At 39.1% G+C, this 21,223-nt stretch carries 18 protein-coding genes and 1 pseudogene; 17 read left to right on the top strand and 2 right to left on the bottom strand.

The window, feature by feature from the left end; all coding sequences use genetic code 11:
- Window position 1: 1 nt before the first annotated feature.
- The 12 genes and pseudogenes from QHT84_RS12545 to QHT84_RS12490 all read left to right on the top strand — a co-directional run.
- The gene (locus QHT84_RS12545; protein ID WP_283239910.1) at window positions 2-1,333 is read left to right on the top strand and encodes a DUF58 domain-containing protein; all 1,332 of its coding nucleotides are present in this window, start codon (window positions 2-4) and stop codon (window positions 1,331-1,333) included.
- Between the two features lie 33 nt (window positions 1,334-1,366).
- Complete coding sequence (locus QHT84_RS12540) at window positions 1,367-2,158, top strand: TrmH family RNA methyltransferase (RefSeq protein WP_283239909.1); 792 nt, start codon at window positions 1,367-1,369, stop codon at window positions 2,156-2,158.
- Window positions 2,159-2,178: 20 nt separating this feature from the next.
- Window positions 2,179-3,723, top strand: a complete 1,545-nt coding sequence (locus tag QHT84_RS12535; protein ID WP_283239908.1) for a serine hydrolase — start codon at window positions 2,179-2,181, stop codon at window positions 3,721-3,723.
- Window positions 3,724-3,811: 88 nt separating this feature from the next.
- Entirely contained in the window at window positions 3,812-6,031 is a 2,220-nt protein-coding gene (locus tag QHT84_RS12530; protein WP_283239907.1) for a RelA/SpoT family protein, read from the top strand.
- Between the two features lie 96 nt (window positions 6,032-6,127).
- Entirely contained in the window at window positions 6,128-6,580 is a 453-nt protein-coding gene (locus QHT84_RS12525; RefSeq protein WP_283239906.1) for a Fur family transcriptional regulator, read from the top strand.
- Window positions 6,581-6,624: 44 nt separating this feature from the next.
- Entirely contained in the window at window positions 6,625-7,896 is a 1,272-nt protein-coding gene (locus QHT84_RS12520; RefSeq protein ID WP_283239905.1) for an adenylosuccinate synthase, read from the top strand.
- Window positions 7,897-8,127: 231 nt separating this feature from the next.
- Complete coding sequence (locus tag QHT84_RS12515; protein WP_283239904.1) at window positions 8,128-8,871, top strand: hypothetical protein; 744 nt, start codon at window positions 8,128-8,130, stop codon at window positions 8,869-8,871.
- A 173-nt stretch (window positions 8,872-9,044) separates the two neighbouring features.
- Window positions 9,045-10,157, top strand: a complete 1,113-nt coding sequence (locus QHT84_RS12510) for a DUF2931 family protein (protein ID WP_283239903.1) — start codon at window positions 9,045-9,047, stop codon at window positions 10,155-10,157.
- A 267-nt stretch (window positions 10,158-10,424) separates the two neighbouring features.
- Complete coding sequence (locus QHT84_RS12505) at window positions 10,425-10,763, top strand: hypothetical protein (protein WP_283239902.1); 339 nt, start codon at window positions 10,425-10,427, stop codon at window positions 10,761-10,763.
- 5 nt (window positions 10,764-10,768) lie between these two features.
- On the top strand, window positions 10,769-11,362 hold the full coding sequence (locus QHT84_RS12500; RefSeq protein WP_283239901.1) for a hypothetical protein: 594 nt from the start codon (window positions 10,769-10,771) through the stop codon (window positions 11,360-11,362).
- Window positions 11,363-11,405: 43 nt separating this feature from the next.
- The gene (locus tag QHT84_RS12495) at window positions 11,406-12,509 is read left to right on the top strand and encodes a DUF2931 family protein (RefSeq protein WP_283239900.1); all 1,104 of its coding nucleotides are present in this window, start codon (window positions 11,406-11,408) and stop codon (window positions 12,507-12,509) included.
- 179 nt (window positions 12,510-12,688) lie between these two features.
- Window positions 12,689-12,826, top strand: a pseudogene (locus QHT84_RS12490) (adenylosuccinate synthetase); the annotation flags it as partial.
- A gap of 57 nt (window positions 12,827-12,883) precedes the next feature.
- On the opposite strand, the gene QHT84_RS12485 reads toward QHT84_RS12490, so the two are convergent.
- A complete protein-coding gene (locus QHT84_RS12485) occupies window positions 12,884-14,764 on the bottom strand; it encodes an alpha-amylase family protein (RefSeq protein WP_407649248.1) in 1,881 nt (626 codons plus the stop codon).
- A gap of 171 nt (window positions 14,765-14,935) precedes the next feature.
- Here QHT84_RS12485 and QHT84_RS12480 point away from each other — a divergent pair, with 171 nt between their 5' ends.
- The 5 genes from QHT84_RS12480 (at window position 14,936) to rlmH (ending at window position 20,595) form a co-directional block, all read left to right on the top strand.
- A complete protein-coding gene (locus QHT84_RS12480) occupies window positions 14,936-16,582 on the top strand; it encodes an OstA-like protein (RefSeq protein WP_407649247.1) in 1,647 nt (548 codons plus the stop codon).
- A 75-nt stretch (window positions 16,583-16,657) separates the two neighbouring features.
- Window positions 16,658-17,842, top strand: coding sequence for an aspartate aminotransferase family protein (locus QHT84_RS12475; RefSeq protein WP_283239899.1), 1,185 nt, complete (start codon window positions 16,658-16,660; stop codon window positions 17,840-17,842).
- Window positions 17,843-17,973: 131 nt separating this feature from the next.
- A complete protein-coding gene (locus tag QHT84_RS12470; protein WP_283239898.1) occupies window positions 17,974-19,374 on the top strand; it encodes a tetratricopeptide repeat protein in 1,401 nt (466 codons plus the stop codon).
- A complete protein-coding gene (locus QHT84_RS12465) occupies window positions 19,375-20,115 on the top strand; it encodes a shikimate dehydrogenase family protein (protein ID WP_283239897.1) in 741 nt (246 codons plus the stop codon).
- 6 nt (window positions 20,116-20,121) lie between these two features.
- Window positions 20,122-20,595, top strand: coding sequence for a 23S rRNA (pseudouridine(1915)-N(3))-methyltransferase RlmH (gene rlmH, locus QHT84_RS12460; RefSeq protein ID WP_283239896.1), 474 nt, complete (start codon window positions 20,122-20,124; stop codon window positions 20,593-20,595).
- Here rlmH and QHT84_RS12455 read toward each other — a convergent pair.
- Window positions 20,589-21,221 (bottom strand): hypothetical protein, encoded by a 633-nt coding sequence (locus tag QHT84_RS12455; protein ID WP_283239895.1) that lies wholly within the window; start codon window positions 21,219-21,221, stop codon window positions 20,589-20,591. The genes rlmH and QHT84_RS12455 overlap by 7 nt on opposite strands.
- Between the last annotated feature and the right edge of the window lie 2 nt (window positions 21,222-21,223).

Genomic DNA, 21,223 nt, shown 5'->3' with positions numbered 1-21,223 from the left:
TTTGAACTTTTTTAGACAACTGTACCTCAACAATTTCTTTTTCTATTTGCTTATCGGCATCATAGTATTGTTTTGCTGTGCCTTTATGTTTCCGGTGTTGTACAGCGCTACTTGGTATCTTTTATTTATCATTTTGGTCTTTTTTGTGTTGGATGTCTTGATTTTATTCAGCAATAAAAAAGGAATCGAAGCGCATCGAACCACACCCGAAAAGCTGTCTAACGGCGATACCAATCCTATAGTTATCACCCTTAAAAATTATTACACCTTTTCAATTCAGGCGAAAGTAATTGATGAAATTCCCGAGCAGTTTCAGATAAGGGATTTTGAAATTATCCGTAAGATAAAAAATGCGGCGCAGGACGAGTTTCAGTACTATTTACGTCCTACCGAGCGCGGGGAATATTTTTTCGGTTGCCTCAACATTTATGTGGCCTCGCCATTGCGATTGGTTTCTAAACGATACCGATTTGACCACAACCAAATGGTGCCTACTTATCCGTCATACATTCAGTTGCGGAAGTACGATTTGATTGCTTTCTCCAATAATTTATTCCAATACGGTGTCAAAAAAATCAGGAGAATCGGGCATACCATGGAGTTTGAACAAATTAAGGAATACGTGCCCGGCGACGATATCCGAACGTTGAACTGGAAAGCCACCGCTAAGAAAAACAGCTTGATGGTGAACCAATACCAGGACGAAAAATCGCAAAATATTTACATGGCTATCGATAAAGGGCGTGTTATGAAAATGCCTTTTAACGGAATGAGCTTATTGGATTATGCCATCAATGCTACGCTGGTATTGTCGAATGTCATTCTGAAAAAACAAGACAAAGCCGGTATGTTTTCGTTCTCCAAAAAAGTGGAGAATCGCGTAGTGGCTGAGAAACGCACTTCGCAAATGCAAAAAATTCTGGAAAACCTCTACAGTGTAAAAACCGATTTTTTCGAAAGCGATTACTCGCGATTGTATGCCGATATCAAGAAAAACATCAACCAACGCAGTTTGATTATTTTGTATACCAATTTCGAAACGATGGATGGTTTGCACCGTCAATTGCCCTATTTGAAAGGTATCGCCAAAAGTCACTTGTTGGTCGTGGTGTTTTTTCAAAATACAGAGCTTAACCAAATCACCAATAAAAAAGCCGAAACGATACAGGAAGTGTACGATAAAGTCATTGCCGAGAAGTTTATTTTCGAGAAAAAACTCATCGTCACCGAACTGAAAAAATACGGCATCCATTCGGTACTTACCCAACCCGAAAACCTCACCTTGGATACCATCAACAAGTATCTCGAAATCAAAGCCCGCGGTATTTTGTAAAAAGTCAGTACCTTTGACGTTTTGCTGCCAATCATGAAACAAATCACCAGCGCTCAAAATCCTTTTATTAAATCGGTAGTGCTTTTACAAGAAAAAGCCAAGGTTCGTAAGCAAACCGGGACTTTTTTAATTGAAGGGCAACGCGAAATCGAATTGGCACTCAAAGGCGGCTATGTATTGGAAACAGTGCTGTTTTGGCCCGAATTGATTTCCGAATCTCAACTCCGAAAAATTATCGGCTCCGGCCCGGCCGAAGTGATTGCGATTTCTAAAGAAGTCTATCAGAAATTAGCGTATCGCGACACGACCGAAGGACTATTGGCGGTAGCCCAAACCAAGTCGTTGCAACTATCCGATTTACGACTTCCCGAAAATCCGCTCATTGTCGTGATGGAGAACATCGAAAAACCCGGGAATATCGGCGCGCTATTACGCACTTGCGACGCCGCGAGGGTTGATGCGGTAATTTTGGCGAATCCCAAAACCGATTTATACAATCCGAATATTGTTCGTTCGAGCGTGGGTTGCTTGTTTACCAATCAAATTGCTGTGGCATCCACCGAAGACGTTATCTCGTATCTGATTCAAAACAACATTTCATTTTACAGTGCTACGCTGCAAAATGCCACGGCATACCATACCCAAAACTACACTACTCCTACGGCCTTGGTTGTTGGCACAGAAGCCACCGGACTGTCCCAACTTTGGCGGGATAAGGCGACCCAAAACATTATCATTCCGATGCAGGGCGAAATAGACAGCATGAATGTGTCTGTGGCGGCTGCCATCCTGATTTTTGAAGCCAAACGCCAAAGAGGGTTTTAGCATTATGTAAATTAAAACGTATGAATTTTAAAGTATCGTTGCTGCTTGCACTGACAAGCCTATCGCTCCATGCCCAAATTAGGGAATCCGAACTCGACACCTTGGTTGAAAACACGCTGAAAACCTTCAATATTCCCGGAATAGCGGTAGGTATTGTAAAAGACGGCAAATTGGTTTTAGCCAAAGGCTATGGCGTGCGTAACATCAAAACAAAACAAAAAACAGATGCCAATACACTATTTGGTATTGCCTCCAACAGCAAGGCTTTTACGGCTTCCGCCTTGGCTGTTTTAGTGGATGAAGGAAAAATCAATTGGGACGATAAAGTGGTTACCTACTTGCCCGAATTCAAAATGTATAACGAGTATGTGACTGCCGAATTTACGATTCGCGATTTACTCACCCATAAAAGCGGACTCGGTTTAGGCGCCGGTGATTTGATGATTTGGCCCGACGGCCACGATTTTACACCTAAGGACATCGTTAGAAACATCCGTTACTTGAAACCCGTTTCGGGTTTTCGAACCAAATACGACTACGATAATTTACTCTATGTGATTGCCGGAGAAGTCATCGAAAAAGTATCGGGCCAAAGTTGGTGTGATTTTGTGGAGGAACGATTGATGAAGCCCATTGGCATGAACCGAAGCGCTGCATCATGGTCTCGATTAAAAGATACCACCAACATTATTGTCCCTCATGTACCCATGAAAGATAAACTGGAAGTAATTCCGCGCTACACCAACCCTATTTTTGACGCCGCTGCCGGCTTATACGCTTCGGTAAACGATTTGAGTCAGTGGTTGATTGTACAGATGAATCAGGGAAAATACGGCAACGGCCAAAGGTTATTCAGTGAAAAACAATGGAAAGAAATGTGGAAACCGCAGACCATTTTGCCGACCGGAAATCCCTATCCGTATACTTCTAATTTTAAATGCTATGGGTTGGGTTGGCAACTCACCGACCTCAACGGTCATTTGCAAGTCTCACACACCGGCGGCTTGGATGGCATTGTGACGCAAACCCTAATGATTCCCGATGTACAATTGGGCATCATAGTCCTCACCAACCAACAAACCGGAGCTGCTTTTAATGTGATTTCCAACACCATAAAAGACCGTTATTTGGGTTTGCCGAAATTTGATCACTTGGCTTATTTGGGTCAGGAAAGAAGAGAAAAGGTAGATAATGCCGACAAAATTACGGATGAAGTTTGGGCTGTAGTGAGTCGAAATTTGAACGATAAAAAAAGTAAAATCGACTTCACTCCTTATATCGGAACTTTCAAAGATAATTGGTTCGGAGAAGTGGTGATTACCGAGAAAAAAGGAAAATTGTATTTCGCTTCCAAACGTTCACCTCGATTAACCGGTGAAATATTCTTTTATAAAGACCAAAATTTTGTGGTAAAATGGAATGTCAGAAGTTTTAACGCCGATGCCCATATTTTTTTCGATAAATCGGATAACGGATCCGTTTCGCATTTTACAATGAAAGCCATCTCACCACTAACCGATTTCAGTTACGATTTTCATGATTTGGATTTCAATCGGGTCAATTAATCCCGGTAGAATTTAATACGGATTTAAGAATTTTATTGTTGTAATTTTAACCAATAATTCTTATTTTTAGAGAATTGAAGAATATGCTATGACTGAGATTGATTTAGAAGAAGAAAAAAAAGCCATTGCCCGAGAATACAAAGAATTACTCCGCATTAGTTACCAAACCCTGACAGATGCCGATAAAAAAATGATTCGCAAGGCATTTGACGTTGCCGTTGATGCCCACAAAGACCAACGCCGCAAATCGGGCGAAGCCTATATTTTTCATCCGATTGGTGTAGCCAAAATTGTGGCCTCCGAAATCGGATTGGGCGCCACCAGTATCGCAGCAGCCCTAATGCACGACGTGGTGGAAGACACCGATGTGACTTTGGAAGACATTGAGCGTATGTTCAATCCTAAGATTGCCCATTTGGTGGAAGGCTTAACCAAGATTGCTCAGGTTAAAAAAGACATGAACATTTCGATGCAGGCGGAAAATTTCCGCAAAATGCTGCTGACATTGAACGATGATGTTCGGGTGATTCTCATCAAAATTGCCGATCGTTTGCACAACATGCAAACCATGGATTCGATGCCCGATTACAAACAGGTCAAAATTGCTTCCGAAACCTTGTACATTTACGCGCCCTTGGCGCATCGTTTGGGATTGTATAACATCAAAACCAAATTAGAAGACTTAGGATTAAAATATACCGAACCCGAAGTTTACGCCGATATTGTCAGTAAAATCAAAGAAACCAAAGAAGAACAAGACGCTTACATCAAAACCATTTCGGATGTATTGAAGAAATCGTTAGACGAAGAAGGCGTTGAATATACCATCAAAGGCCGACCGAAATCGATTTATTCCATCCGTCGAAAAATGGCCGCACAAAATGTAACTTTTGACGAAGTTTATGACAAATTCGCCTTGCGCATCATTTACAAATCGAACTTGCACGACGAAAAGTTTTTGGCTTGGAAGATTTACTCGATTGTCACCGATCACTACCGTCCTAGCCCGAGCCGTTTGCGCGATTGGATTTCGTCGCCCAAATCAACCGGTTATGAAGCGCTACACATCACCGTGATGGGTCCTAAAGGCCGTTGGGTTGAAATTCAGGTACGAAGCGAGCGTATGGATGAAATTGCCGAAAAAGGGTACGCAGCCCATTACAAATACAAACAAGGTGCTACCGAAGAAAGCGGATTGGATGTTTGGTTGAATTTGTTGAAAGAAGCACTCGAAAGTTCGGAAACCAATGCGGTTGATTTTGTGGAAGACTTCAAAATGAATTTGTATGCTAAAGAAATTTTTGTCTTTACCCCGAAAGGCGAAATCAAATCGCTGCCCAAAGGTGCCACTTCTCTGGATTTTGCCTTCAGCATCCACTCGGAAATCGGCATCAAAACCAGAGGAACGCGTGTGAACGGAAAGTTGGTTCCGCTGAACCACGAATTGAAAAGCGGGGATCAAATTGAAGTGATTACCTCGCCGCATCAAAAACCAACCATCAACTGGTTGGATTATGTGACGACATCAAGAGCCAAGAATAAAATCAGAAATGTTCTCAACGAAAACACCAAAAAAATTGCTGAAGACGGTAAAGAGTTGCTGACGCGAAAATTAAAGCATCTCAAAATCACTCTCAACGAATCGGTGGTCAATGAATTGGTCAATTTCTTCAAACTCAAAACCAGTCTCGATTTGTTTTACCGCGTAGGTATCGGTTCTATTGAAAACCAACAATTGAAAGATTTTGCCGCGCAAAAAAGCAACACCTTGATGAACTTCTTCAAAAGTAAAATCAAGCGTTCGCCAAGTACGAATCCGGATGAAATTAACAAACCGGAATTGAGTAAAAATTACGATTTATTGGTATTCGGAACCGAACAAGACAAACTCGATTACAAATTGGCCAACTGTTGCAACCCGATACCGGGCGATGATGTGTTTGGCTTTATTACCATCAACGAGGGTATCAAAGTGCACAAAAAAGATTGCCCGAACGCCATCACATTACAATCCAATTACGCCTATCGCATTATGCCGGCCAAATGGATTGATTCGACCCAACAAGAATTTAAAGCCACTCTGAAAATTACCGGAATGGACAGTTTGGGATTGACCAACGAGTTAACCAAAGTAATTTCCAATAACATGCACGTGAACATTCAAAGTATTTCGCTCAGTGGTGAAGCCGGAATTTTTAACGGACAGGTTTCGGTGATTGTTCAAAACAACAGTATTTTGAAAAAACTCATTGATAACATTAAAAAAATAGACGGCGTGGATAAAGTAACCCGAGTGTACACCAATTAAGCAGGTTCCGGTAGCGGTTAGTAACCGTTCTATCCGAAACCCGAAACTTTGAACGCGAAACTTTGAAACCTTAAACAAAAAAATTACCTTTGCCACATGACATTAATCGCTAACGATAACGCCAAAAATCAGGAGATTGTAAAAAACGTTTTTACGATGTACCTGGAAAATAACGGACATCGCAAAACCCCTGAACGCTACGCTATCCTTCAGGAAATTTACGATAGTGAGGAACATTTTGATATCGAGAATTTGTACATCAAAATGAAAAACAAAAACTACCGTGTGTCGCGTGCTACGTTGTACAATACCATTGAACTCTTACTGGATTGCGGTTTGGTTCGCAAGCACCAGTTCGGTCAAAACCAAGCGCATTACGAAAAGTCATACTTCGACAAGCAACACGATCATATTATTATGACTGATACCGGCGAAGTCATTGAATTTTGCGACCCGAGAATTCAAACCATCAAACAAACCATCGAAGAAATTTTCGGGATTGAAATTCACAACCACTCGTTGTATTTCTATGCGAATAAAAAAGAATAAAAAATCACAACTACTAACTACAAATAATCAACACCAACAACACAATGACCGTAGATTTACTACTCGGATTACAATGGGGCGATGAAGGAAAAGGAAAAATCGTAGATGTTCTCACTTCACAATACGACATCATTGCACGATTTCAGGGCGGACCCAACGCCGGACACACTTTAGAATTTGACGGAATTAAACATGTTTTGAGAACAATTCCTTCGGGAATTTTTCACTCCAAAAATATCAATATTATAGGCAACGGCGTCGTAATTGACCCGGTAGTCTTTAAAAGTGAGATTGACGGTTTGGCGAAATTCAATATGGATATTAAATCGAAATTATTGATTTCGCGCAAAGCGCACTTAATTTTACCCACGCATCGTTTGTTAGATGCCGCTTCGGAAGCCGCCAAAGGCAAAGCCAAAATCGGTTCTACGTTAAAAGGAATCGGGCCAACCTATATGGATAAAACCGGTCGCAACGGAATCCGCGTAGGCGATATCGAATTGGACGATTTTAAAGAACGGTACCGCGCTTTGGCCGACAAACACGAAGCGATGATTGCGTTTTACGACGTGAATATTCAATACAATTTATCCGAATTGGAGAAAGAATTTTTCGAAGCGGTTGAAGATTTGAAAAAACTCACTTTCATCGACAGTGAAGAATATTTGGCACAAGCTCAAAAAACCGGCAAATCCATTCTTTGTGAAGGCGCTCAAGGTTCTTTGCTTGATGTGGATTTTGGTACCTATCCCTTTGTTACTTCTTCCAACACTACAGCTGCCGGAGCATGCACCGGATTGGGCATTGCCCCGAATAAAATCAAAGAAGTATACGGTATTTTCAAAGCCTACACGACCCGTGTCGGTTCGGGACCGTTTCCTACGGAGGATTTCGGCGAAGACGGCGATATCATGGCAAAAGTAGGGAACGAATTCGGTTCGGTAACCGGCAGAAAAAGACGTTGCGGTTGGTTGGATTTAGTAGCGTTAAAATACGCCATCCAAATCAACGGTGTAACGCAATTAATGATGATGAAAGGCGATGTGCTTTCGGGTTTTGACACGCTGAAAGTTTGTACCGCTTACAACTACAAAGGCCAAGTGATTCACCATTTACCTTACAATATAGAAGAAGAAAATGTAACACCGATTTATACCGAATTCAAAGGCTGGCAAGCCGATTTAACCGGAATGACCAGTTACGAAGTTTTACCGATAGAATTAAAAGAATACATCGAATTCATAGAGCGTGAAGTCGAAGTGCCCATCAAGATAGTTTCGGTTGGACCGGATAGGAAACAGACGATTACCAGATAAAACAGTCTCTTTGTCATTTCGATCCTGACACTTCGGGAGAGAAATCTCATTAACTTGGTGTTATGTGATTTTTCACTGCGTTCAAAATGACAATGCTAATTTAGAAACCCTTTTAGCCCCGAAGCCTCGGGAGAGAGGGTTTTTCTTTTTGTCCTAATTTTTTGTATATTAGTATCCAGGATAGATGGAGAATTCTTCATACTAGTTAGTTAACAATAATTCTATAACTTTATGAAAGAAAAAATGATAATCCTTTTTTTTATGTTCTTTCAATTTGCTTTTGGCCAATCAAACGTTAGTCGCTATACTTTGAAATCATATAGTGATAAATCCGGCAAAGGGGAAGTAAATATTTCGAAAGATTCTCTGTCCTTAAAATCGATAATGGTTTCTGAAAACATATTAGAAGATACTAAATATACAGTGACTGAAAGTATTGAATGTTATAATAATACTTCATTAACTACACATAAAATAGATTATGAAATCTTTGCACAAAAAGGAGAACTTATGAGGTTGGACAGCATTTACGTAAATGTAAAACAAAAAGATAGCCTTCAAATTTGGACTTATAAATCCAGAACCAAAGTTGATACACTTATTACTAAATTTCCAACAATCCCTTTTTCATTTTTATCATATTACCTTTCAACACTCGACTATTCAAGAAAAGGGAAAATAGCCACGCTAAATCTTATTAATTCATTCAAACTTACAGGTTATATAGAGAACGTTCCTTTAGTTTACGTAGAAGATGTTATTGTTAAGCGAGAAGGTGAAATCATTACTTTAAAAAAAGTTAAATTAGGTGATGAAACTTACATATCAACCTTTTGGTTAAATAAAAATAATGAAGTTGTGATTATGTCAATTGGCAATAGTATAAACAAAACTACTTACAGAGATTATGATTCTATTGACGAAATCAAACTTTACAAGGAAATCTTCCGTGAAATCAATATGAGAAATCTATAAAGAATAGAAAGTACTAGTGATAGTAGTTTTGTAACAATAAACCCTTTCAGTCCCGAAGCCTCGAGAGAGCTTTATTTTTGTAGTGTTTTTTTGTATATTAGCATTAGAATAGATGGTGCTAACACATATCAGAGAGTTAGCCGTCAGTTTTGACAACCATCTAAAAAAAGACAATGAAATATACAACACTTTTATTTTTTTTCTTCGTTATTTCCTGCAAAAATGAAGTTAAGGAAAGGGAATGGTCTGCAGCAATGAGTGCTCCATATTCTTATAGGATTGATGGTCCAAGAGTTAATTATTATTTAAAAGGGAAATTGATAAACAGTACTTCTACTCTGACTTCAATAGGTGATTTTGGTTGGGGACATCCTGATTCTGCAAGAAATTCCGGATATGGAATCGCTTTTCCGGACAGCATAAGTGTTGCTTACGGCGGTCTGAATGATAGATTGCAAATGTGCCATTATAAGGGAGGAGCTAAATTACCTGTAAATAGAATAAAAGAGTTATTTTATAAAGGATATGTGTGTGATGGCAAAGAGGATAATTTTAATTATATAACTGCAGGTTTAGCTCCCGGAGGTAGAGTATGTGTTTGGGTAGATTTTGTTGAAATCAAAAGGTTTAAAGTTAATTTGGTTGATGTCTATAGTGAAGAACCTATCATTTTTTTTGGAGATAGCTTGGATAAATTAAAGGTTAACGAATATTTAAAACATCATCCGATTGACTATAGTATTTGGGAAAAACCAGAAAAAAAACATGATATAGATTTTGGATTTACGTCAGAAAATGAGTCTGTTATATCTAGTGCTTTCTGGGTAATTTCAAACCAAGGAGCCAGGAAAATTATCTATGAGCAAATGATTAAAAAAAGAGAACGGAATAAGTCTTTTAATTTTGATGAAGTTTTAAAAAAAGAAAATGAGACTAATAGAATTATTTTAGATAATGAGAGCCAATTTATGCCCAAGGAACTTCAATATGTATGGAGATATGGAAAAGATTTTTATCAAGCTAATATTATTTTATCGAAAGATATCCAAGGATTTTTTCTTGAACCTTATATAAATGCTGAAACTGGTAAAAGTTCTAACTATCAAATGATAGTTCTTGGAATAGAGAATGATGGAACTCATGGAACAGTTTATTTTGAAGGTCCTGGGAAGAAGGAAAAAATCCTAAGTTTCAAAGCAGGGAAATATATCTCTAAAGAAGATGGAGATACTTCAGAATTCTATTATCCTGAAATTGAATATCTTTTCAAAAAATCGAATGGCTAACAGCAGTTTATATCATTAAACCCTATTAATCCAAAAGCCTCTGGCGAGATGGTTTCTTGCTTTACTGCTTTTTTGTACATTAGCTGTAAAGAAAAATCTGAAACAATAATGAAAAGCGCACTCCTCCTACTGTTATTTGCAATTTCATGCAATCAAAAAAGCTCCGTTATTCAAACTAATAAAGTAACGGCTAATCAAGTTCCTAAAAAAGATACGATATCAGGAGTTTAACAAACAGAATCCGCTTCTCTTACTGATTGTAATATTATGCTGCGTATTTCTAACAAGGATGAAAAATACTATTATCAATTAAAAACTTCCCAAAGAAATGTAAAAGGAAAAATTCATTTTGAATCGGACAGCCCAAACAATCATTACCTCATCTTAGAGGGAATTCCTTGGGACGAATATGCCGGAGACATCAATAAAGAACTAAAAGATGACGAATGGAGCGGTGACGAAAATGATAGAGACAACCCAAAAGACATATCGGCATTTATAGGTAAAGACACCTTGTATATCCAAAACACCGGCAACTCGATGAATTATTATACTATTTTGGGAGAATGTGGCACAAAATATATTGTCTTGATAAAACAACGGTAAAAACAATGAAAAAAATACTATACTCCATCTTAGCATTAATACCGTTGAGTTCATTAGCACAAAGCGATAGCTTAGAATTGAACTTTTCAGTTCTTATTTCAGAGGTGAAGGGTGATTTAAATAAAGACCAATTGGAGGATAAAGTTATTGTTACTCAGGACACTATTGATAATTATGCTCCTTTTAGCCTACAAATATTTTTTGCTCAAACAGACGGTACCTTCAAATTAACAGTTTCCTCGACTAATGTAATTGAAGCCCAATACCAAAACGGCAAAGGTGAATATAAAGAACCCGGTGGTTTTGAAAGCGTCACTGCAAAAAAAGGGGTTATCACTTTTAGATACCAAACACTTAAAGGCTATTTTGAACACAAATTCAGATTTCAAAACGAAAATTTTGAATTGATAGGTTTTACCCAATTTCATGAAACTGCTGAGGAAAAAACGACTGTCGATTTTAACCTCACTAACGGTCGTTATATAACAAAAACTTTTCATACCGAAAAAGAAACTACCACCATACATAAAGAAAAAAAACTCATTAGACCTTTGCCTAGACTACAAGACATAGAAAGTATATTTGACTATATTTATTGAATGATAACACAAAAAAGTCTTATCAGCATTTTAAAATTGATCTATGAAACTGAAGCTAATTATTTTTTTTCTCACTGTTATAACTTTGGTTTCTTGTAAAAAACGAGAAGTTATAACAGAATGGTATGCAGCCATTAGCCGTCCTGTTTTTCATCCGATAGAAGGTCCTAAAGTAGTTTATTTCCATAGAGGAAAAGTAATAGCTATAAGTGAAACACTTACGGATATTGGAAATTTTGGATGGAGTTATCCAACAAATAATATAAGTACTGGACTTATAGATCTATTCCCAGATAGCATAGCCGTAAATTATGGTGGTCTTAATGAAAAGCTTCAGATGTGTACTTTTGAAGGAGGAGGTAAACTGCCTGTTGAAAGAATCAAGAAATTGTTTGAAGTTGGGTATGTTTTTGATGGTGAGAAAAATAAATTTAATTGTATAACAACAGGTTTAGCTCCTGGTGGAAGAGTTTGTGTTTGGGTCAATCATATAGAAATCACACGTTTTAAAGTAAATCAAATTGAAACATATCATGAATCCCCTGTTATGATTTTTGAGGATAGCACTGAGATTATGAATTATTTAAAACACCATCCGATAAATTATAAAAATTGGGAGCATCCAGACAAAAGATATTCTTTAGACTATGGTTTCTGTTCAGAAAATTCAGTTGCTGAGCTTGGTGCTATTTATACAATTTCAAAAGAAGGAGTAAGAAATGCCATATTCAACCAACAAATAGACATCACTAAATGGGGGAAACCTTTTGGGGAAAAACCTGATTTATTGGGTTCCAGCTATCAACAATTTAATGAGTACGAGAAAACTCATGAGTTCTTTATGCCGGTTGATGTTGAAATATTATGGCAATCTGAAAATAAACATTTTGATACAAAATTTACCATATCAGCAGATTTATCTCAAAAATTTTCAAAACGATACCTAAATCCGATGACAAAAAAGAAGTCAAACTATAACAGAATAGTGTTCGGTGTTGAAAAAGATGGAGAACACTGTATTGTTTGGCTTGATGGTCCCGGAAGACAAGAGAAGATAATGAGATTTAAAGGTAAACCATCCTTGAAAGATGAGAGAGGTAAATACCTTAATAGGGGCAGTTACGCCACAGAAGTAGAATATTATTAATACCCCGGATAGCGCGGATTTGCAATCCGTGCTATCCTCAAAACTCCCAAATCCCTCTCAAAACCAACTTTCCATCATTTCCAAGTCCTCGCAGCCTAAGAACGAGCTTCGGACTCCCGCGATAACGAACGAATCTTTTCGTTTGGTTTTAGTATTAGACAAGAATATCATTGGTCACCGATTTAACCGGAATGACCCGTTATGAAGCTTTACCGAAAGAGTTAAAGGACTACATCGAATTCATTGAAGCAGCTGTCGAAGTACCGATAAAAATTGTTTCGGTTGGACCGGATAGAAAGCAAACCATTGTGCGATAAGAATCAAGATATTCAATTCATAAACAAAAAAGCCTTCTTATACAGAAGGCTTTTTACTTAGTATTCTAATTTCAGAATCAAAGATTCACTCGGTTTCAACGTCATTTTAATCAGTCCAACGCCATTTTCATCAATTCGCATGGTATATTTTTTTCCGTACAATTGATCGGTTAAGGGATATTCTCCCGATTTCAGCATCCATTTTTTCAAAATCTCCGACGGCACTCTCAGTTGAAAAGTACTCGAGGTAACCCATGAAAAATTGGCTGTAATGATGAGCTTCTCTTTCGGAGTATACCGAACGTAGGAGTACAAACCCGAATCGTAATTTTCGGTCTCTCTTCGATTAAAGGACTGAATTTCCTCAAACTTTCCGGTCATCGCATCACTCGTTAAGGTAAAGTTTAACAAACGACTATAAAAATCGCGTAATTCTTTCTCTTTAGGCGTTAACTGCCCACCGTCAAACTTACCGCCATTCATCCAACGTTGGTGGTGTGGCACACCGATATAATCGAATATACTGGTGCGAGAGCGTTTCCCGAATCCGGCATCTTCATTCCCGGGTTCACCGACTTCTTGTCCGAAATAAATCATCGTTGGCGAGGAACTGATGGTTGCCGAAACCACCATAAGCGGTTTCCCTTTTTCGGGTGTACCGGCAAATTCCGGACTGGCCAAACGCTGCTCGTCGTGATTGTCTAAAAAATGGAGCATGTGATGTTCGATATCAGCCATACTTTCCTGAATTTCCGAAAGGGCATCGGGCAAGGCATTGCCTTGTATCACCGCTTTTAAATGATCGTACGTTTCTACTTTATCATATAAATAATCCATTTTACCCAACTTAATATAGTTGCGGTATTCTTTCGGATTGTAGACTTCGGCCATCAAATACGCCTCGGGATTTTTCACTTTGATAGCCGAGTTCATGTAGCTCCAAAATTCATAGGGTACCATTTCGGCCATATCGTAACGAAAGCCATCGACCCCTTTGCCAATCCAATACAAAGCAATGTCGCGGAATTTTTTCCAGGAATTCGGCACGTCTTTATCCTTCCAAAAGTCGAAATGCTCCTTATAGCCTTTGTTTTCATAACCGGCCGGTAATTCCGGAAAATCTTTGCTCCCATCAGGACGAATCCCGTAATTCACCTTTACCGTTTCGTACCAATCGTTGATATCGGGTTTGGCCGCACGAGAACCATTACCCGTCCATTTGGCCGGAAACTCGGAAAACTTTCCGTCACTCAACGGATTCGGTTCCCCATTGAGGGGTTTATAATCGGGCGAGGTGGGCACTTCAAACGCTTTTCCCGGGATGTAATAAAAGTTATTGTTACGCGCATATTCTACCGAAGTATCATCATCGGCACCAAAATCTCTCACACCACGCGGATTAGTCAATCCTTTATAATTTCGGGCAATATGATTAGGCACTATATCGATAATCACTTTCAATCCGTTCTTGTGGGTACGCGCAATTAAGGCTTCAAATTCCTGCAAACGCTTGGCCGGGTCAACCGCCAAATCGGGATTCACATTGTAATAGTCTTTCACGGCATAAGGCGAGCCGGCTCGTCCTTTTACCACATCGGGATCGTCGTTGGATATGCCGTATTTCGTGTAATCTCGAATCACATCATGATGCGGCACTCCGGTATACCAAATGTGGGTTACGCCCAGCTTTTTGATTTCCTGCAAGGCTTTATCGGTAAAATCGTTAAACTTCCCTACCCCGTTTTCTTCAATAGTTCCCCAAGGTTTGTTAGTGGTGTTTTTATTGCCGAACAAACGGGTAAAAACTTGATACACAACAGTCTTCTTAGGCTGATTGATGGTCACGGTATTTTTGATCATAGGGACATTGATGTTATTTTGGGCTATGGTACTTTGAGTACCAATGGCGCACAATACTATTAGAATACTTTTTTTCATAATAAAAACAGCTGTCGTTTGAGTGACAAGACCTATGGACAAATATAAAGAAATGATTGTAATTAGAAAGGTATAAATTATTCTTAATAACCGTGTTCATTGAGGCTAATTTCATAAATTTGCAGGCTTATTACCGTTTTGGCAGTAATGCTACAAAATAAAATTAAACACTTGAAAAAGTTACACTTATATTTTACACTGGTCTTTTTTTCCACTCTGGTTTCAGTGGCTCAAAAAAAATCGCCTATCCAAGTTGAATATTCTGATTTTGCCGATATCAATCAAACGGAAATTCCGGACGCCTTGTTGTTGCGCGGTAACGTTCGGGTAAGTCATGAAGGCGTGGTTTTTACCTGCAATAAAGCTTATTATTTTCAAAAAGAAAACTACATCAAAGCCTTTGGCGACGTGCAAATGGTGCAAGGTGACACGCTTTATCTCAACAGTAAATACGCCGAATACAATGGTGAAGTTAAAAAAGCTTTTGCCACCGGAAATGTCATTATGCGTTCTCCGGAATCGACCTTAGTGACCGACACCATTAACTTTGACCGCAATACACAGGAAGCTTTTTACAATACGTACGGCACCATCACCAATCGTGAAAACACTTTGAAAAGCAAATCGGGGCGTTACTATGCCAACGAAAAAAAGTTTCGCTTTCTGACCGCCGTAACTATTACCAATCCGAAATACACGATTAAATCAAATCATTTGGACTATTACACCAATTCGGGGCATTCGTACTTGTTTGGGCCGTCTACCATCACCAGCAAAGAGAATTACATTTACACCGAAAAAGGATTCTACGATACCAAAAAAAACCTGGCCTATTTCAAACGAAAATCCTATATCAAATACAAAGACCGCCGCATTGAAGGCGACAGTTTGTATTACGATCGCAACCGTGAATTTGCTTCGGCCACCAATAATGTAAAAATTACCGATTCCATCAACAAAGGCATCATCAAAGGGCATTATGCCGAAATATTTCGCAATCTGAAAACCGAGAAAGATTCGATGATGATTACCAAGCGAGCCGTAGCCATTACTTTGGTGGAAAACGATTCGATGTATGTACACGGCAAAAAAATGCTCATCACCGGAAAACCGGGTGAACGCATCGTACGTGCCTTTAACAACGTTCGCTTTTACAAAACCGACATGAGCGGGAAATGCGACTCCATTCATTCGGATCAAAAAACAGCCTTAACCAAACTCATCAAAAATCCGATTCTTTGGAATTACGAAAACCAAATGACCGGTGATATCATGCATTTGATAGGCGACAAAAAAACAGAAAAATTGGATTCGCTTAAGGTGTTGAACAATGCCTTTATCATTTCTAAAGACACGCTGAGTACCGGCTACAATCAGGTCAAAGGACAAAATCTTTACGGCAAATTCAGAGACAATAAGCTCAAGGAAGTCGATATTATCAAGAACACCGAAGTCATTTACTACATGCGCAATGACCAAAAAGAATTAATCGGTATCAACAAAAGTGTGAGCAGTAAAATCAATATGATTCTGGATAAGAATACCATAGAAACCATTACCAATTACAATCAAGTCGATGGCGACATTTATCCGGAAGCCGAACTGCCCGAAAATGCAAGGAAATTGCGCGGGTTCATTTGGCGTGGCGACGAACGCATCAAATCGAAAGACGATATTTTTCCGCCGGAAGAAAACGAATTGGACGCCAAGATTCAGGCTGAGAGCAACGCTGAAAAAGCCAAAGAAGACAAACCTTTAGAGCCTTCCAAGGAAACGTTGGAATACGATAAAAACAACCCGAAACCTAAGGTAAAATAGTCACCGTATTCGGTCAATGTCAACAGATTTCAACATTTATTTCATGACCGACAACCGACAACTGACAACCCATTGATGAAAGAAGATTTCTTAAAATACCAAGCGCAAACGTCACCTTATCCGTTAGGTATGGAAGTATCTCATGCCAAAGGTTCTTATATTTACGATACCCAAAACAAAAAATACTTAGATTTTGTAGCCGGTGTTTCGGCTTGTAGTTTAGGCCATCAACACCCTAAAGTCAATCAAGCCATTATCGACCAATTGCATCGGTATTCTCACGTAATGGTGTATGGCGAATATGCGCAGCATCCTGCCGTAGCCTACTGTAAATTGTTGGTCGAAAATCTCCCGCCTAGTTTGAACAAAGTATATTTAGTGAACTCGGGAACCGAGGCTACCGAAGGTGCTTTGAAATTGGTACGTCGTGTGACCGGCCGAAGTCAACTCATTTCCTGTCACTACGCCTATCACGGCAATACTATGGGCTCGATGAGCGTTATGGGTTTTGAAGAGCGCAAACAAATCTTTCGCCCGTTGATTCCCGATGTGGATTTTATCACATTTAACAACGAAGCCGATTTGGAAAAAATTACCACTAAAACCGCGGGTATCATTTTAGAAAGCATTCAGGGCGGTGCCGGTTTTATCGAACCGCAACATGACTTTTTGGCAAAGGTTAAAAAAAGGTGTGAAGAAGTCGGGGCTTTAATGATTATCGATGAAATCCAGCCGGGTTTTGGTCGCACCGGAAAATTATTCGGTTTTGAAAACTATAATGTGGTTCCCGACGTAGTTATTATAGGTAAAGGAATGGCCGGCGGTATGCCCGTAGGCGGTTTTATTGCCAATGCGCAACACATGGATTTGTTGAGTCATGACCCGAAATTAGGTCATATTACCACATTTGGCGGACATCCGGTAATTGCCGCTGCGTGTTTGGCTACCTTAGAAGAAATCTTAGAAAAAGATTATGCCCAGCAATCTTTAGCAAAAGAAAAGTTATTTAGAGAGCTTTTGGTACATCCTTTGATAACCGAAGTAAGAGGGCGAGGCTTAATGCTGGCCGCCATGACCGAGAATCCGGAAATCACCAATCAAGTGATTTTCAAATGCCAAGAAAAAGGATTGATTTTATTCTGGCTCTTGTTTGAAGGTTGCGCCATCCGAATCACGCCTCCGCTTACGATTTCCGAAGCCGAAATCAGAGAGGGTTGTGGTATTATCATCGAAGCGATGAATGAAATAATGGCCGGTTAGAATTCCGAATTCTATTCGGATTCAAAACCAAAAAAATTGTTAATTAAATTGTTTACAACAATACCTGCCCGAAATAAAAAAAGAATTGTGTTTGCCTAATTTTATTAAGGATAATTTTAAACCCTACTGTTATGCACCTGGATCACGACGAAGAAGATTACAACTTATCCTTAGCGAAATTTGAATCGATGTTAAAAACCAACAAAGTTTTATTTTTCGATTCAGAGGAATTCGAGGAAATCATACTGCATTATCTCGACATAGGGAAAGCTAATTTGGCCAAAAAAGCCTTGAAATTAGGACTGGAGCAACACCCGAAATCTACCGGATTAAAATTAGTGCAAGTAGAAATGTTGGTGTATGAAGACAAATTGGATCAGGCCGAGAAATTATTAAACGAATTGTACGCCATCGAACCGACCAACGAGGAAATTTTTATCCAAAAAGCCAATATTTACTCCAAAAGAGACCATCACGAAAAAGCCGTTGAGTTATTGCAAACGGCCCTTTTGTATACGGAAGACTATGCCGATGTGTATAACTTAATCGGCATGGAATATCTTTTTATGGACAATTTAGAGTTGGCCAAAGAAAACTTTATCAAATGTTTGGAAGAAGACTTTGAAGACCAATCCGCCCTATACAACGTGGTATATTGCTTTGAATTTTTAGACCAAAATTTAGAAGCTATCGAATACCTTAAAACCTACATCGATCGAAATCCGTACAGCGAAATCGCCTGGCATCAATCGGGACGCTTATATTATGGCGTGAAAGATTATGAAAATGCCGTGCGTGCTTTTGAGTTTGCCACCTATATTGATGATGAATTCATCGGAGCCTATCTCGAAAAAGGAAAATCGTTAGAGCGCTTAAAAAGATATGAGGAAGCTATTGAAAGCTATAACCGAACTATCGAGTTGGACGATCCAACTTCTTACGCGCTGTTGCGCATCGGAAAATGTCATGAAAAATTGGGTAACAAAGCCGAAGCTTTAAAATTTTTCAATAAAACGGTACACGAAGATCCGCTGTTAGACAAAGGTTGGATTGCCATTACCGATTTTTATGTACGTCAAAAAAATTACCAAAAAGCCTTGTTTTATGTCAATAAAGCGTTGGCTATAGACGACCAAAACCGTTTGTATTGGAAGCGTTTTGCCTCCATCAATAAGGCCATGAAGCTGTTTGAAGAAGCCGAGTTCGGCTACCGAAAAGCCGTGGAGTTTGGCGATTACCAATTAGACACTTGGTTGTTTTGGGTCGACATGATGCAAAACATGGGCGAATACAACAACGCTATTTTAACCTTAATGCAGGCCTCCGAATATTTTCCGGAGGAAGCCGAGGTAGAATACCGTATGGCCGGATTGCACTTAATGCTCAACGAAACCGAAAAAGGAAACTTTCACCTGAACAACGCCTTGCGTTTGAATTCGAAACACCAAACCGTATTGGAAGAATTGTTTCCGATGGTGTGGGAACGACCATCAGTACAGGAATATATTGCCAAACACACAAAACCGGAATAAATGTCGACACGACAATTCGGACTGATTGGAAAAAACATTTCCTATTCGTTTTCCAAAAAATACTTTACCGAAAAGTTTGCTTCGGGTGCACTTACCGATTGCACTTATGAGAACTTTGACATCGCTTCTATCGAAGAATTTCCCGAAATCGTAGCGCATCATCCCAACTTAAAAGGAGTAAATGTCACGATTCCGTACAAAGAATCGGTCATTCCCTACTTGGATAAACTTTCCAAAAAAGCGGCCCAAATCGGGGCGGTCAATGTCATTCGCTTTACTAAAAACGGAAAGCTGAAAGGCTATAATTCGGATTACTACGGCTTTATGAAATCGTTACAACCTTTGTTGCAATCGCATCATCGAAAAGCACTGCTATTGGGTACCGGAGGCGCGGCCAAAGCGGTGGCGTTTGCGTTAGATGAACTCGGTATTTTGTACACTTTTGTTTCCCGAAATGCCGGAGAAGGTCATATGGATTACAATCGGATCAATGCCACTACTTTCGACAATTACCACATTATCATCAACTGCACACCGTTGGGTACCAGTCCCGATACGAAAGCCTTTCCTCCTATTCCGTATGACTATTTCACGGACAAACACATTGCTTTCGATTTGATTTACAATCCCGAGGAAACCGTTTTTTTGAAAAAGGCCAAACAACATGGTGCAATTGTCAAAAACGGTTATGAAATGTTGGTTTTACAAGCCGAAAAAGCATGGAAAATTTGGAATAAATAAGTCGCTATGAACATCAAATTAATCACCATAGGCAAAACTGACAACAAAGCATTACAAACGCTGATTGACGATTATACCAAGCGATTGTCGTTTTATATCAAATTTGATTTAGAACTCATTCCCGATATCAAGAACGTCAAGAATCTATCGGAAGCCCAACAAAAAGAAAAAGAAGGCGAATTGATTTTGGCCAAGTTAACACCAACAGACCAGTTGGTTCTGTTGGATGAAAACGGCAAAACTTTTTCAAGTGTAGGCTTTTCGGATTATTTGCAAAAAAAGATGAATTCAGGCATCAAAACCTTGGTCTTTGTGATTGGCGGACCGTATGGATTTAGCGAAGCGGTGTATCAAAAAGCGCAAGGCAAAATTTCGCTATCCGCTATGACCTTTTCACATCAAATGGTGCGCTTATTTTTTATCGAACAATTGTATCGCGGCTTCACCATATTGCGCAACGAACCTTACCATCATCAATAAATGTAGACTCTTTTTTCGTTGACTTTGATGCTGTTTTCCTTGTAATCGAGTTGCTTCACAAAGAAAGTCCATTCGATGTATTTTCCGAAAGACATGCCTTTGTCAAAAGAAAAATAAATTCGGCTTTGTTTGGGTAACTTATTGATGAATTCCTGTAGCTGACTTTTAGCAAAAACCAATTCGTTAAAATGCACCAAGTCATTTCGATCCAAATGAAAATATACGATGTTAAAATCGGGTTTTTCCAATTTGAAATGAACTTTGGTAAACGGCATAAAAGCCAAGCTCTTTTTCACGGTGTCGGTGTACGTAAAATAATTTTCAGAAAGGGTATTTTTGTGGGCACTGCCTTCTTTTTTGTTTTGTAGTTTTTTAACCTCCAAAATAACTTTGCGCAACGGCAATCGCTTGTCGATGTTAAACAACCAGTTGGTGGAACTGATGGAGTTGTTTCGGTTTACATCGACTATGGTATCTTTTTCTTCTAATTTAAAAAAGAAATAAATCGGCGAATGGTCTTTAACATCCGCCACCAAAGTCTCTTTGGCTACCGGCAATAGTACTTCCTTATCGTCACCACAAGAAAGGAACAGCATTGTAATTAGTAGTAAGGCAATATTCTTCATAA

Source organism: Flavobacterium sedimenticola (genome assembly GCF_030053345.1).
Classification (GTDB): domain Bacteria; phylum Bacteroidota; class Bacteroidia; order Flavobacteriales; family Flavobacteriaceae; genus Flavobacterium; species Flavobacterium sedimenticola.
This window is presented reverse-complemented; position numbering and strand designations above follow the sequence as displayed.